Origin of the sequence: Methylobacterium litchii (assembly GCF_038442315.1) — a bacterium.
Lineage (GTDB): Bacteria > Pseudomonadota > Alphaproteobacteria > Rhizobiales > Beijerinckiaceae > Methylobacterium > Methylobacterium litchii.
Genome location: NZ_JBBXMY010000003.1, coordinates 1 through 13,966, shown reverse-complemented (window position 1 = coordinate 13,966; position 13,966 = coordinate 1). Strand labels below are relative to the sequence as shown.

The 13,966-nt window shown below is 67.6% G+C and carries 12 protein-coding genes and 2 pseudogenes; 8 read left to right on the top strand and 6 right to left on the bottom strand.

What is annotated here, in order from left to right:
* Positions 1-2: 2 nt before the first annotated feature.
* Both gspD and AAHF99_RS07430 read right to left on the bottom strand, forming a co-directional pair.
* Positions 3-2,354, bottom strand: a complete 2,352-nt coding sequence (gspD, locus tag AAHF99_RS07435; RefSeq protein ID WP_342163485.1) for a type II secretion system secretin GspD — start codon at positions 2,352-2,354, stop codon at positions 3-5.
* Between the two features lie 702 nt (positions 2,355-3,056).
* Positions 3,057-3,785: pseudogene (locus AAHF99_RS07430) on the bottom strand (ABC transporter ATP-binding protein); the annotation flags it as partial.
* Here AAHF99_RS07430 and AAHF99_RS07425 point away from each other — a divergent pair.
* From AAHF99_RS07425 to AAHF99_RS07410, 4 genes and pseudogenes are all read left to right on the top strand, one after another.
* Positions 3,777-4,454: pseudogene (locus tag AAHF99_RS07425) on the top strand (transposase); the annotation flags it as partial. The pseudogenes AAHF99_RS07430 and AAHF99_RS07425 sit on opposite strands and share 9 nt — an antisense overlap.
* Before the next feature lie 16 nt (positions 4,455-4,470).
* Complete coding sequence (locus tag AAHF99_RS07420; protein WP_342163484.1) at positions 4,471-4,638, top strand: hypothetical protein; 168 nt, start codon at positions 4,471-4,473, stop codon at positions 4,636-4,638.
* Between the two features lie 1,177 nt (positions 4,639-5,815).
* Positions 5,816-6,151, top strand: coding sequence for a DUF3768 domain-containing protein (locus AAHF99_RS07415; protein ID WP_342163483.1), 336 nt, complete (start codon positions 5,816-5,818; stop codon positions 6,149-6,151).
* Between the two features lie 121 nt (positions 6,152-6,272).
* Positions 6,273-6,836 carry a hypothetical protein gene (locus tag AAHF99_RS07410; RefSeq protein ID WP_342163482.1) on the top strand — a complete coding sequence of 188 codons (564 nt, stop codon included), beginning with the start codon at positions 6,273-6,275 and terminating at the stop codon, positions 6,834-6,836.
* An 8-nt stretch (positions 6,837-6,844) separates the two neighbouring features.
* On the opposite strand, the gene AAHF99_RS07405 is transcribed toward AAHF99_RS07410, so the two are convergent.
* Positions 6,845-7,108, bottom strand: coding sequence for a helix-turn-helix domain-containing protein (locus AAHF99_RS07405; protein ID WP_342163481.1), 264 nt, complete (start codon positions 7,106-7,108; stop codon positions 6,845-6,847).
* Positions 7,109-7,668: 560 nt separating this feature from the next.
* On the opposite strand from AAHF99_RS07405, the gene AAHF99_RS07400 reads away from it, so the two are divergent.
* The 3 genes from AAHF99_RS07400 to AAHF99_RS07390 are packed head-to-tail and all read left to right on the top strand — an operon-like array spanning position 7,669 to position 9,804.
* Complete coding sequence (locus AAHF99_RS07400) at positions 7,669-8,727, top strand: hypothetical protein (protein ID WP_342163480.1); 1,059 nt, start codon at positions 7,669-7,671, stop codon at positions 8,725-8,727.
* Between the two features lie 39 nt (positions 8,728-8,766).
* Positions 8,767-9,420, top strand: a complete 654-nt coding sequence (locus AAHF99_RS07395) for a hypothetical protein (RefSeq protein ID WP_342163479.1) — start codon at positions 8,767-8,769, stop codon at positions 9,418-9,420.
* A gap of 54 nt (positions 9,421-9,474) precedes the next feature.
* The gene (locus AAHF99_RS07390) at positions 9,475-9,804 is read left to right on the top strand and encodes a hypothetical protein (protein ID WP_342163477.1); all 330 of its coding nucleotides are present in this window, start codon (positions 9,475-9,477) and stop codon (positions 9,802-9,804) included.
* An 8-nt stretch (positions 9,805-9,812) separates the two neighbouring features.
* Here AAHF99_RS07390 and AAHF99_RS07385 read toward each other — a convergent pair whose 3' ends face one another.
* The 3 genes from AAHF99_RS07385 to AAHF99_RS07375 form a co-directional block, all read right to left on the bottom strand.
* Entirely contained in the window at positions 9,813-10,211 is a 399-nt protein-coding gene (locus tag AAHF99_RS07385; protein WP_342163475.1) for a hypothetical protein, read from the bottom strand.
* Positions 10,212-10,325: 114 nt separating this feature from the next.
* A complete protein-coding gene (locus AAHF99_RS07380; protein WP_342163473.1) occupies positions 10,326-10,634 on the bottom strand; it encodes a hypothetical protein in 309 nt (102 codons plus the stop codon).
* A 63-nt stretch (positions 10,635-10,697) separates the two neighbouring features.
* Positions 10,698-12,230: a DUF927 domain-containing protein gene (locus AAHF99_RS07375; RefSeq protein ID WP_342163472.1), complete on the bottom strand. Its 1,533-nt coding sequence runs from the start codon at positions 12,228-12,230 to the stop codon at positions 10,698-10,700.
* A 559-nt stretch (positions 12,231-12,789) separates the two neighbouring features.
* Between AAHF99_RS07375 and AAHF99_RS07370 the strand changes: the two genes are divergently transcribed.
* Positions 12,790-13,722 carry a hypothetical protein gene (locus AAHF99_RS07370; RefSeq protein ID WP_342163471.1) on the top strand — a complete coding sequence of 311 codons (933 nt, stop codon included), beginning with the start codon at positions 12,790-12,792 and terminating at the stop codon, positions 13,720-13,722.
* Positions 13,723-13,966 lie beyond the last annotated feature (244 nt).

Sequence of the window (13,966 nt, the reverse complement as noted above, 5' to 3'; positions counted from 1 at the left end):
CGTCAGGGCTTGTAGACGGGGGCGTGAGGGCGTGCCCCACGGCGCACGCCGGCATCGAGCAGCTTGTCGCGATAATCCTCCGTGACGGCCCGGGCATCGCCGGCATTGCGCACGACGACGGGGCGGATGAAGACCACGAGTTCCGTGCGCTCGGCGCTGTTGTCAGTCGAGCTGAACAGCGTGCCGACATTCGGGATGCGGTTCAGGAAGGGGATACCGTCGCGCTCGCGCTGCCGCTTCTCGCTGATGAGGCCGGCCAGCAGCACGGTATGTCCGTTGGCGACGGAGATCATGCTGGCGACCCGGCGCTTCGAGATCGTCGGCGTCAGCGTATCGGCTGCCGCGACGACGGCTGAAATCTCTTGCTCGATTTGAAGTGTGACCGCGTTGTCCTGCCCGATGCGCGGGATGACGTTGAGGATGATGCCGGTGTCGCGAAACTCTACTTGGTTGATGAGCGGCGCGTTCGAGACTTCGACGCTCTGGGCTTGGCGGGTGGTGATCGGTACCGCATCGCCGACCTGCAGGGTCGCCGGCTGGTTCTCGACGACGACGAGCGAGGGCGATGACAGGATCTTCACGTCGGTGAAGCCATCGAGCGCGGAGAGCACGATGTCCGGGCCGGCATAGCTGCCGCCGAGGAAATTGAAGCCCCCCGTCCCAGGCTTGAGGACGTTCGGTGCAGCCGAGGCCGCCGCACTGACGAGGCCGAACGATCCCTTGTTCTTTCCGAGGCCGATCCGGCTGCTGTCGAGATAATATTGCACGCCGTACTTCAGCTGATCCGTCAGCTTCACTTCGGCGATGGTGACGTTGATCGCCACCTGCGGCGGCATGCCGTCGAGCTGGCGGAGCGCGGCGTGGATCTTTCGGTAGCTCTCGCCGTCGGTATAGACGACCACGGCGTTGTTCGACGGATCGACGCTGATCGCCACACGACGCGCCTGGGAGCGCTGCGTCAGATCGAGGAGCCCGCCCGATTGGCCGGGTCCGGCCGTATAGCTCGGCCCGCCGCCCCCCGCGCCGCTCGCGAACGTGTTCCCATCGTTGAAATTCGCCGCGAAACGCGCCTTGAGGAGATCGGTGCCGCGTGATTCGCCTCCCGAAGCGCCGGATGCACCGGCGTTCGGCGTGCTCGCCCCCGCGCCGCCGAGCCCGGAATTGAAGCCGCCCCCGGAGCCGCCCAGGCCCGATCCCCCCGCGCCGGAGCCGGACAGGCCCGATCCCATCATCCCGGCAGAAGAGGGCCGTGATGCATCGAGGCCGGTTCCGCCCATTCCGCCCTGACCCGAGCCGAACAGGTTGTTCACGACCCTCGCCAGGTCGCGCGCGTCGCGATACCGCGCCTTGTAGATAAAGACATTGTCTTCGGCCGTCTCGTTCGCGCTGTCGAGCTTTCGAATGTAGGTCTCCGCGCGGCGGATCAGATTCGGGTTCTTCGATGTGACCATGATCGTGCGCAGGCGCGCGATCGGCTTGAATTGGATCAGCCCGGCCCCGGTGCCGTTTTCGCCCGTATCGAAGAGTTGGGTCAGTTCCGCCACGAGAGCGTCCGGCCGTGCACGGCGTAGCTCAAACAGACTCACCGATTGACCACGCATCCAATCCGCGTCGAACGAGAGGATCGCGTTCACGGCCTCCTGCCGTCGCTGGGCCGGACCTTTGACGATCATCGTATTGCGCGCCACGTCGAAGCGCAGGCCGTCCGCATCGGCGACGAAACCCGAGACCAGACGCGACATCACCGCCGCCGAGACGTAGCGCAGCGGGACGATCGTGACGCCATAACCGGGTTCGCCGGCGCGGCCGAACGAGACTTTTCCGGGGCTGAGGGCATTCGGCGCCACCCGGTAGCCCGATCCGGCGCGGGTCAGCGCGAGGCCCTGACCCGCGAGGGTCGTCTCCAGGGCGGTGAGCAATTCCTCTCGGCTCAGGGGGCGAGGCGAGGAAATCGTGACTTGACCGTTCACGTCTCCCGCAAGGGTATAGTTCAGTCCGAGAGTGGTGCTCAGGATCGCGTGGACGACATCCTTGATGTCGGCCCGCTCGAAATTCAGCCTGTAGCCGCCGACCGGCGCGGGAACGCCCACTTCCTTCGGTTCGGCATCGTCCGGAGAGACCGCGGCGGTGGTTTCCACGTCCTCCGGGCTGAAATGAAAACTATTTCCTGGCCGTGAATCGCGTGGCACGACGCCTTTCGCCGACGAGGGTGACACAGTCTTTGCCCGTGGCGAGCGCGTCGAAACCTCTTTTGAGACCTCATTCGCCAGATTTGCGCGCGAAAGATCTTCCGCAGCAGCGATTCCCTCAAAGAGAAACGCAAAAACGCAAATAACAAGAGCGTATACTGGCATGAGAGGCCTGAACGCCGCATCAAAAAGTTAATAATTTGTAAACTATCCCGATCGCCTGGGAAGCGAAAAAAGTTGTGACGTTTTGTGTTTCGGGTGAATGTTGATTTTTTGTCACATGCCGCGAAGTGGCGCCGGCGGCTTATTGCTTTCGGCAATCAAAATGGTGGAGCGTAGGATGCAGTGATGATTTAAGATGTGTCGGATATAAAATTCTGGTGTTTATCATATCTCGCGAAACATAATTTGGCGGTACATGGGCGCATTTAAACAGTACTCTGAAGTATTCGCGCAGTTTTTATAAGAAAAATGTTGCACGCGTGCCGAGATATTTGTGGCCCATGATACGATCTCGCGGCATTTGCCTGGGGGCGGCGAACGGGGTGTGAAAGCAGACGCCCCTGCCTGTTTGCACGTACGGGTCCGCAGGCAGGCTGCTGAGAGAGACTGACGGAGAAGACGTTTCTCGCCCACCGGCGGCTCCCTCGCCGTCATTGCGAACGCCGCGAAGCACTCCCGGGGCGACAAGTCCTCTCAGGATGTGGTGTGTCCCTGGATTGCTTCGCCGCGCTCGCCAAGCCGGGGGCTTGTCATTCGGCGAACCGCGCGTCTGCCAGGAACCGTACAGCGGCGTGTCCGTCCGCCGAGAGGCGATCCCGCCGGCGCATCGCTTTCCGGGGGACATTGTCGGCTATCACCGGAAGGCTAGCGATAAGCAGCGGCTTGGAGCTCGAACAGTTCGGCATAGCGCCCACTGTTGCGTACCAGTTCATCGTGGGTGCCGGCCTCGCGCACCCGGCCGCCGTCGAGCACGACGATCCGGTCGGCGCGGCGGACGCTTGAGAACCGATGCGAGATCAGGAGTGCGGTGCGCCCCACCGCGAGCGCACGAAGGCGGGCGAACACCTCGGCTTCCGCACGCGCATCGAGCGCCGCCGTCGGCTCGTCCAGTACGAGGATTTTGGCCTCGCGCATGTAGGCGCGTGCGATTGCGAGCTTCTGCCATTCCCCGCCGGATAGATCGACCCCATCTTCGAAACGCCGCCCCAGGCGCTGGCTGTATCCTGCCGGCAACCGGCCGACCACGCCATCGGCCAGGGCGCGCGTGGCGGCACCCGCGATCCGACCTTCGTCGTCCTGCGCTTCGATCCGTCCGACCGCGATGTTCTCGGCGGCCGTGAGGTCGAACCGGACGAAGTCCTGAAAGATCACCCCGATGCGCGTTCGCAGCGCCTCGGGGTCGTAGTCGCGCAGGTCCCGTCCGTCGAGCAGGATACGTCCCTCGGTCGGATCGTAGAGCCGCGCCAAAAGCTTGACGATCGTGGTCTTGCCGCTGCCGTTCTCGCCCACCAGTGCCACGACCTCGCCGGCACGGATCGTCAGCGAAAGGTCGCGCACGGCCCAACGCGCCGCGCCGGGATAGCGGTACCGGACCGCGAACAGGCCACCGCACAGACATGGCTGGAGATGAACGGCTCGATCCGGATCGTCGCCCGTGACCGTGGGGGCGGATATGGTGAGGCCATCGCTCGTGCTCTGCCGCAGGCCATCCAGGTCGCCGACCGGTGGCACCTCATGGAGAATGGCACCCGTGGCTTCCTCGATGCCGTGCGCAGGTCGATGCGTCAGGTTCGCGAGGTCGTCGGCGCAGCCTCGATCGATCCGGCGCTGCTCACTGCAGCCGAGCGCATCCAGTACGAGGGTTACCTGCGACGGGAGGAGGCGGACGCGGCCATCTGCGCACTCGCCGAGGCGGGCGTTCCGATCCGCCGGATCTGCCAACGTCTTGGCCACAGCCGCAAGGTGGTGCGTGCAGTCCTGCGTGGGGAGCGTACCGACGTCTTCCGGGTCCGCCAGAGTTCGCTCGACGCCTACCTACCCTGGCTCGATGCCCAGTGGGATGCTGGCAGCCGCAACGCGACCGAACTTTGGCGCAGGGCGAAGGGACAAGGCTGCCGGGGATCGCTGCGCGTGGTCGGGGAATGGGCGACGCGGCGTCGACGCGCGGAGCAGGCCAAGATCGAACGGCTGCAGCGTGTGCCGTCGGCACGAACCCTGGCGCGATGGCTGACGATGGGTCGCGACCGCTTGACCAAGGCGGAGCCCGGAAGCGGTCGAGTTGCTTCTCGACCTTGGCGAGGCGGGCGAGGACGTGGGCGGCCTCGTCCTCGGCGGCTTCCACCCGGAACGCGGGGGCGGCGTTGTCGGCCTGGATGGTCTCGATCATGCCGAGCAAGTGCTCGCGGTCCTGCTTGTCATCCGCCGTCATGTCCGCTTCGGGAGCTGAACGACAACGTGATGAATGGCTGGGATGGGCGCAAAGCCGAAGGTCTGCTTACAGGCGGCGAGCCGATTGTTATTTTTGATGAGGACTAGCACTACCTCCCAAATTTAGAGCTTATAGGATTTTATTCTTGACAAGGAATTCGGTACTGCTATGCTGACTGTGTTGGCCAGCAAACCGGTGTATCGCATTGGTGCTGGCCAGCGCTCACTGAGGGAACGTGCCATGCACACACGATCACGAACACCGCGGCCCAGACCGCAATCGTGCGCCAGCCAGCACGCGCCCCGGAGCAGTACCTCTAAGCAAGGCCCCCAACATGGGGGCCTTCGTCGTTTCAGGGGCCTTTCATGACCGCTAAATCCTCACCCCGCAGCAACCTACCCGCCCTCATCACGGAGACTCCGCTCACCCCCCAACCGCCCGTCCTAGTTTTGTTTGGCCGCGATCGCGGGGGGCGGCCCCGGGCCGCCTGGTTCGATGCCGCTGATGCAGCTGCCGCCCGTACCGCGGCGACCGACGCCAGCCTGAGAGAGCTACCGATCACCGATGAGGCGGGACGGACGCTTGCCCGACAGCTCGCCCGTGGACGGATGCTGCCGAGCGGCCGGGCGCACGCCTCGTTCACTAAGCGTGACCTCTATGCCCAACTCCTGGCGTTGGCTGGGGAAGAAGCTGAGCTGGCTGTCGCGGCAGCGGACGCGCCGGGGCGAAGCGATCCTCCGAAGCAGCCCGTCACCAACACCACCGCGACGTCCCCGGCCCCAGCCAGCGGTCAAGGCGAGCCGCCCAGCAAACCGCCGGCCCCCCGACCGGGCGCCGGACTCTTCGTCGGTCAGCACCACCCAGGTGACCGGGGTGAGATCGGCCTCGGCAGCATCGTCCTCGCACACGAGGGCCCAGAGGACGGCTGGTGGGAGGCTGAGGTCATCGGGGTCAACGGGCCCGTACTCGCCCTGCGTTGGGTGGGGTGGCCAACAGATCCGACCATTCTTCGGTCAGCTGACAAGCTGGCGCTGCTGCCCCCCGCCAGCGACGCCTAGGCGCCCTACTGGCGACCGCTGCCGGGGGCGGGACCAGATACGCCCCCGGCAACCCCTCCACGGTGCCGAGGCGGTCGCCCCTCACCCCCCGATCGGCCCTCCGGCCAGCTGCCCCATTCCATATCCATGAGGTTCCCATGACCGCCGTCCTCGACGCGGATCGCATTCGTGCGCTCAACGACATCCTCCGCCGCACGCTGTCCGGCGGGACCCTCGTGCTCACCGCCGGGATCATCGCGCTAGGCCGCGAACGCCAGCAGGCGATCGTCGACGCTGTCGCCGCCTTCGACCGGTTCGATGCCGACAACGACCCATACGGCGAGCACGATTTCGGCGCGGTCGAAGCCGTAGGCGAGCGGATCTTCTTCAAGATCGACTACTACGACCGTTCCCTCACCCAGGCCTCCCCGGACCCGGCCGACGCCAGCGCCACCGCCCGCGTCATGACGATCATGCTCGCCGGGGAGTACTGAGGTAGCCGGGATCGAAGACGTCCCAATCACGGGGGTGATCGCGCCCCCGGCACGCGGATCGCCATCCCGACGCCGCCTGCTCGCCCTGCTCGGCGGTGTTCCGGCGATGGGCCTGGAGGGGATGCCGACCGTCCTCGGGTGGCCATCACTCCAAACGACCACCCTTGGGCCAATCGTCGATCCGATGCCCCGGCTGTTCGCCGAGTTCCGGGCGCTGCTCGACCGCCACGAGGCCGCGCTCGCCGCGTGCGACCGCATCGAGGCGACGCTCACCGCGCAGATCGGCCCCCCGCGCGTCGCGCTGCCGCCCGACGAGGACGGCGTGCGTCGCCATGCCACCGATGCGAGTACCCTCACCGAGGCCTTGCCCCTGGGCCCGCATCGCCGACGCCTGCAGCGGGCTCTCCAGCGCCGGCAACGACGCTGGGACGAGGCCGCGCGCAGGGCCGGCCTCACCGGCGCGCTGCTGAGTGAGGCCGCCTTCGACGAGGCGGTGCTTGATCATGCTGACGGCTTGATCGCCACGCCGGCCCGGACCCTCGACGCGGTGGTGATCAAGCTGCTCGTGCTGTTGAGCAGCCGCGAGCCAGGCCCCTCCGCAGCGGGGCTATCGCCATGGCGCGAGCTGCGGACGATCCTTCAGGATTTACGCGGCCTCGTAGCGACGGGCGAGGCCGACCGATGACCGCCTGGCTACGACGCGCGCTTGCGACCGGCCCGCAGCGGCATCGGCGGCGGGGCATCGGCCGCGGGCTCGGTCAGCAGGATCGCGACCGGCACCGACAGGGCGGTCGCCATCGCCTCGAGCGTGGTGATCGTCACGTTCTCCGAACCGCGCTCGACCCGCCCGACATAGGCGCGGTCGATCCCGGCGGCCAACGCCAACCGCTCCTGCGACAGCCCGTGCTCGACCCGCAGCCGCCGCAGGTTCCAGCCGATGATCGTGCGCGCGTCCATCGCGCGAGACAGCCAGATCCGCGGCTTGACAATCGACGGACCGACAATCCCTCATTTGGCGATCCAAGGGGCCCTGCTCCCCGTCACCCCCCATCCACCACCGAGGCGCCTTCCCATGGTTCCGATGCCCCTCAGCCGCTGCGCTTCGAACCTCACGCTCGCGCTGCTGCTCGCCCATGCGCCAATCGTTCGCGAGGCGGTCGCCCAAACACCTTCGGTTGGGCAAAGCACGCGGGAGTACACCGCGCGCGATGCGGACGCGCAGTCCCAGGTACTGGCGCTGACCAACGAGGTGATCGCCTTCACTGGGGAGGGCTACAAGGCGATTCCACCCGGTGAGGTGCTTGCCCGTATGGACAGCTACCGCGACCGGATGCGCGCGCTCGCCACCAAGATCGCCGATACCCCAGCGGCGGCTGTGCTCACGACGTTCCTCGCTCAGTTCGAGCGGGTCCGCGCCGACATCGCCGCCGTGCAGGCCCGCCACGGGCTGGCGGCACCTGGCGCCGCTGTTACGACCCCGGACCGGCAGCGACTCGGTCCCGGCAAAGCTGCGGGCCTTGCTCGCCGAGGTGGCGGCGGCCAACGCCTATACCGACCTCCCGCCCCCGCAGCGGCTTGCCGCGTTCGACGCCTACCTCGCGCGGCTGCAGGCACTAAGCCCGGAGGTCGCCGGTACGTCGGTTGCCGCGATCCACGAACGCGTGCTGCGGGAAGGTCGTGAGGAGCGCGCAAGCATCGCCGCACAGCTCGGGCTCGACTCCGGTGCGGCGCTTGATAGGTCCGAGGGGGCCTACACCGACTTCGAGTGGATGGGGCAGCGTGGAGTCATGGCGCTGACCAACCCGCTGCAGCGGGACGACTTTCGCGCCTCGCTGGACCGCGGCATCGACTTCGATGTCGGGGTGAGCGGCATCGAGCCTGTCCCAACCGGTTGGCTCGTTCACTTGTCGGGCCGGCTCGGCAGCTCGGGTACGCCGGGCCAAGGCTTCTTCTGCAAGGTGGCAGCGTCGGACGCGGCCAGCCTGACGGTACTGCGCGGGATCACCCCGCCCTACGGCATCGTGCACATGACCGCACCCGGGATCGGGGCGTTCACGATGCAGGACCGCCCGGCCAACATCCGCATCGTGTTCGAGGGTTGCCGCATCACGCCGCCCACGGGCGGGGTGAACCGCCGTCCGAACGTCGCCCTCAGCGATCCGAACCGCTCGACGCGTGCGCCCCTCCAGGCTGGACCAGTGCCGCGGGAAGCGGCAGCGACCGGCGTGGGCCTGCCCGTCGCGCCGTCCCCGGCGGGGTTGCGCTGCATGACCAGCCCGCTGCGCAACGACCCGCAGCGTGCGATGGCACGTCGCCTGCGGCAGGCCTGGGCAATCCCCGAGCCGCTGCGCGCCGATCCTAGCCTGATCCTGACCTTCGCGGTGACGCTAGACTTCGACGCCGAGTTGCAGGCCGCACCGCGCCTGCTGCGCTCGCAAAGCGAACGGGCGACGCCGGACCAGCTGAACGCCGCCGCCGAAGCAGCGGACCGGGCGATCCGGCAGACGGCGCCATTCCCCGAGCTTGGCCAATTCGCGGGCGGCACGATGCAGATCGACATGACGCCGTGCGACTAATGCGGTGAAGAAATCGGCGGTACATGGATGGGGGGCGCTATGGACTGGTTCGAGCGACTGACGGGGTTCCGAGAGGCGGGTTACCGCGAGACGCAGGCGCGGTTGCGCGTGGTCGATGGCCGCCTCGTGCGCGAGGGCACGGGTGAGAGCTATGCGGTTGGAACACTGACATTGCCGTCACTCGGGGAGCTGCGCGCGGCCGCTGCAAACTTCCGGCACTTCGGTCGGCTGCGGCTCTCCATCGTCGAGGGCGACGTGCGCGCCCTGCACCGGGCGCCAGAGTACCGCGGCGCGCTGTTCCAGGTTGCCTCGCAGTTCAACATGCTGGAGATGGTCGGGCCGGACGTGACCCCGGAGGACGGCGTTACCCGTTACGCCCACGACCGCACGCAGGGTCCGGCCTGCGCGATGGCGGCGGGCGCGGCCACCCTTCACCGCAACTACCTCATGCCGGTCGGTGACGGCGTGGGTCAGACGGCGCAACGTCAGCTCGACGGCCTCGCCGATCTCGGGGCCGCCCTCGCGCGACATCTCGGCATCGACCGGGGAAAGTTATGGACGATGCGTAATGGCTACGCCCTGCCGACGCGGGCAAGCTTGGATGCCATCGCCGGGCACCTGAGCGCGGCCGACGAGGACACCCTCGACGACTTGCGCGGCCGGCTGCAGCTTGGACTGCACATGGACGTCTAGGTTACCGATGGGCCGAAGCCGGGCCCGCTCGTCAGCCAGATCTTCTGCTCGGCGATGCCGGTGGCCTATGCAGGGCTACCGGTCGCGTCGTGGGCGCCGTTCGCCCGGCTCGTACTGGACGCCGCCTACGAGGGCACCCTGCTGGCCGGGGTGCTGAACGCGGTGCGCGGCGCCTCGAACCGCGTGCTGCTGACGCGGCTCGGCGGGGGCGCCTTCGGCAATGCGGATGCGTGGATCGATGCCGCAATGCAGCGGGCGTTGCGGCTCATGGATGACTGCGACCTAGACGTGATGGTCGTAAGCTACGGGCCGCCCGCGCCGGGCCTGCGGGCTCTCATCGCTTCCCACCGATCTGAAACGGCCAGAAAGACCCACACAGCGTAACCGTGGCCTCACAGCTGGCACTCGGCAACGCCCATCAGGATGCTCTCCACCTTGGCTTCGAGATCCTCCCCGGTCACCTTCTCCGGCACCGTGCCGATCACGGCCAGCGCCATCGTCAGGGACGGGGGCCCCAGGAACGCGCGTGCCTCCTGCACCGCGGCGCTCAGCAGCAGGCTCGTCATCTTCAGCGCGTCCACCCGATGCAGCGGGCCTTCCGCGAGCCAGTCCCGCAATTCAGTACGCGCCGCCACGGTCGCCCGGGTGGGCCGCCCGAACGCCCCAGGCTCGTCCTCCGGCTTGGCTCGACGGGCGCGGGGGGCGGAGGCGCCGGCCCGGGCCTTTGTACGGGTCGCTGGGCGGGCGGTGCGCTGAGTTTTGCGGGTGATCGACTTGGTGGCCTGGGTCATGCGGGTCTCCTACTGGGATAAGGGAGGTGATCGCGTTCAAGGGTCGGCTCGCAGACGCTTGAATGACGATGTCGGCAGCCCAATAGAACTTGTGCCGCCGACATCGCCGGTCACTCAGTCGGCCTTCGCGGCAGCCGGGCCGCGGCGGGCCTCGCTTGCACGGGCCTCCGAGTACTTCGCGAGAAAGCCCTCAACGCGATCCCACATCCACAAACAGTCGAGGGGTCCAGCATCACCGACGGCGTCCTGATTGATCGGCGTTGGGAAACGCTTGTGGCGGATCAGAGTGATCGTTTCTTCCGGCGGGATCCCGCAGCTCATCGCAATGTCGACCACATCGGTGAAAGCCGCGATGATGGGCGCGGACGAAACAATGGTTGCTCTGTACGTTTGGGAGGGGGTGGTGTTCTGCACGATGTCCATGTCAATTCCAGTCTATTGAGGTGCTGCTAAGTTGTATGATTGCCCATCGACACAGCAGTGCAGCTAGCTCGTGTCGAGGCGAATGGCGTAGACCCGGTCCTTCGCCACGAGGCGGCGCACACGGGTCTGGAGTTGCAGCCCGTCGCGGGCGACCAGATGTCCGGATTGGCGTAGATCGCGCAGCAGGGTCGGCCCGCGGGATCCGAAGGCGGCCGTCCAGCGGGCGGGGCGCAGGAGCAGGTGTAGGGCGCCGTCGATCACCTGGAGGAACCCGGGCGCCGCGTCGCAGGCGTCCGCGCTCAGGTTCGGGTAGCCCTGGCGCAGGTCATGCAGCGCGCCCGCGTGGCGCTCGACGTAGCGGCCGATGACGGCGGGGGCGCCCCCCGCCACGGGCACGGCGTCGGCCTCAGCCGCCAGGGTACGGCGGTGGACCTTGAGAATGAGGGGCCCGATCCGGTCGAGGGGCAACAGCCGCCAGCGGCGCGCGAGGCAGCCCGCGGCGTAGGCCAGGGCGAAGGTCTGACCGGCCCGCGCTACCGTCGGGGGGGCGCGATCCAGACCGGCGCGGCGCTCGAACGCCCGCATCCGCCGGGCGAGGTAATCCTCCAGCCAAGCGTGACCCGACGGCGCGGAGAGGCAGGCGGCGAGGCGGCGGGCGAAGGCGGGGGCGGCGTGGCCATGCTGCGCACCGACGAACGCGTGCAGCGCCGCGATAGCCTCGGCCCCCGTCGCGCACCCAGGCGGCAAGCGATCGAACACGCCGAGCCCCGTGCCCGCATCCGAGGGGATCGAGAGGACGCGCACGCGCACCCCGGCGGCCTCATCCACGGGCAATCCAGCGGTCAGGGCGGAGAGGGGTACGTTGGTCGAGCTGAGGAAGGCGAAGCGCCGGCGCACGCTGATGGTGCCGTAGCGGGCCTTCTCGGTGCCGTGGGCGAGCTTGAACATCGCTCGCGCCATCGCGTGACGCCGCTCCGCCCCGCCGTCGGCAAGGAACTGGCTGCCCTCGTCGAGCAGCAGGGCACCGCCGTCGGCCCGGGCCATCGGACCTTCGAGACCGTTGATCGTGGCGTCCCAGCACGCGAGAAGCCACGCGGGGTCGCCGAAGATCGTGGCGAGAAGGCGCAGCAGGTAGGATTTGCCGATTGAAGAGGGGCCGACGAGTTCCGCCCCCGGGTTATCGATCAGCCGGCCGACGAAAGCGAGCAGAATGGCAGCGAAGCCGTAGGCCAGGACGAAGGTCGGCAAAGCCTGACCGTTGGCCAAGCGGCGCGCGCCCGATCGCCAGTCGGCGGGCGACCCGGCCGTCCCTTGGCCCGTCTCGCCATCCGGCCGGGCATCGACGACCGGCACGCCGTGCAGCGTTCTGGGCAGGGGCTCACCCGGCGCTAAGTAGCACCCGCCGTGGAAGCCGGCGGCCTCGACGACATGAATGGGCCCGCCCGCCGGTGGCCCCTCCGCGGTCTGGCGTACGAGGCTGCGCACCTTCGGATCGAGGACGCGCACCCCGCCGCGCAGGAGGGCGTCGTAGAAGGCACCCTCGTCGGCAAAGAGCAGGTCCAACGGCGCGTGGGCGACGTGGCCGCGGTAGGCCACGCGCAGCCACACGCGACCATGCTGGTCCGGGCAGTCGTGAACGGTCGGGGGACCGGCCTTGCCGGCCAAGCATGAGCCATCAGGCGTGGGAGCTCGCACGCGTACCTCGTGGTCTGACCGGGAAAAACAAGATCAGACCGTGAGGGGGCGCACGCCACGCGACGCCCAAAAGCGTACGTGGTTTGTGGCGTAATAATAAAGTCCGCAGCCAAGCCTGCTATCAGGATGGACGCGGTTCCCACGGTAACCGCCCCCGAACTCGCTAAGGGAGCCCATGGACGATGAATGATAACACTATGGGAGCGTGAGACAAATTTCAAGGCGTTGCCCCGGGCCGGGACGGGATGGCCGGGAAAAGCCGGGAAAGTAGCAGCGATGTGACGCTGGCGTTCTTGCCAAGCTTTGCAGGATAAGCTGCTGCGCTTTCCCGGGATTTGCCGGCGGGTGACTGGCCTCGGTGCCTCGGCCCTGACCGTATCGCCGCGGCTTGTTCGCCGCCGGTCCACATGTAGAATGGTGGCGCCTCTCACAATGCTGTGGGAGTGAATGTGAACGCACCATGGAGCGCGAGGTCGAGGAGCGGGCGTTCGAGCTGCGCCGCCTGCTCTACCCAGGGTACGCCTACAACCTGCAGCATCAGTTTAAGCCGACGCGCGCGCGTAAGAACGTACCGGCGCGACCAGGCTTCGAGCGCGGCGTCGATGCCGCGATAGAGGACGCGCGTCGGGTCAGGACGCTGCGACGATGGGCAAAGCGCGATGCCGCGCGATCGGTGCACCCGGCCGCGCGGTTCACGCCGGAGGCCGCCCTCGCGCTTGCCCGCCGGCTCGAAGCCCCCGACGAGCGCGGACGTCCGAACCGGACCTTCTCCTGCGCTGCTTACATGCGGCGCTATCGGCTGCGGTTCGTCGGCGCCGCCCTGCGCTTGGCCGCCGAGCACCCGCCGGAGGATCTGCGCCTCGCTACCATCGTGCCGCCGGACTGGCGCCTGCCCGGTACCGACCTCCCGGCCCTGCAGCCTCGACAGCTCCTCGAACGCTTCCGGCAGCAACTCGTCCGGGCGGGCCTCAAAGAGGCCAAAGGCTGGCTGATCGCCTTCGTGCACGGCGACTACGATCCGACTCACGACGCCTATCAGCCCCATCTCCATATCCTGATGACCACTGGCCTGCTCCCCGTCCTGGCGACGGTAGCCGGTCTACCGGCCCTGCGGCCCGGCGACCCCACCGAGCCGGGTCACGTGCGCCGTCCAGTGCTGGTCCAGCGGCTGAACAACCCGGTCCGCCAGATCTCGTATCACCTCGCCCAGGGGTTCTGGCCGGCGAAGGCGAGCTATGTGGAGGATGGGGTGTGGCGGCGATCGCGATATCGCGGCCGTATCCGAGCCCCCCGCTCGGTCGAGTACCTGATGTGGCTCGACCGGTTGGACTTCCGAGACCTCGTTCTCCTGCATGGGTGCCGGATCGGGCAAGGCCGCCTGCGCGCGACATGACGCTTCTCGGGCCGGACCGTTGGGGGTCAGTGAACGTGTCTTACCCGGGCCGCGGCCGGGGCACGCTGGTCTCGCCGGTCAGGGGGTAAAGGATCAGCATCGCCGTAATCCGTGCAGCCTAGATGTTTGATCCCGGGGTTTGATGGTGCACTCTTCACGTCGGAGTGGAGGGACGCGCTATGGGCCAGGTTCTTCACGGCAGCGCCACGACGACGGAGGCGATCCGTCGAGCGATCCAGCATAG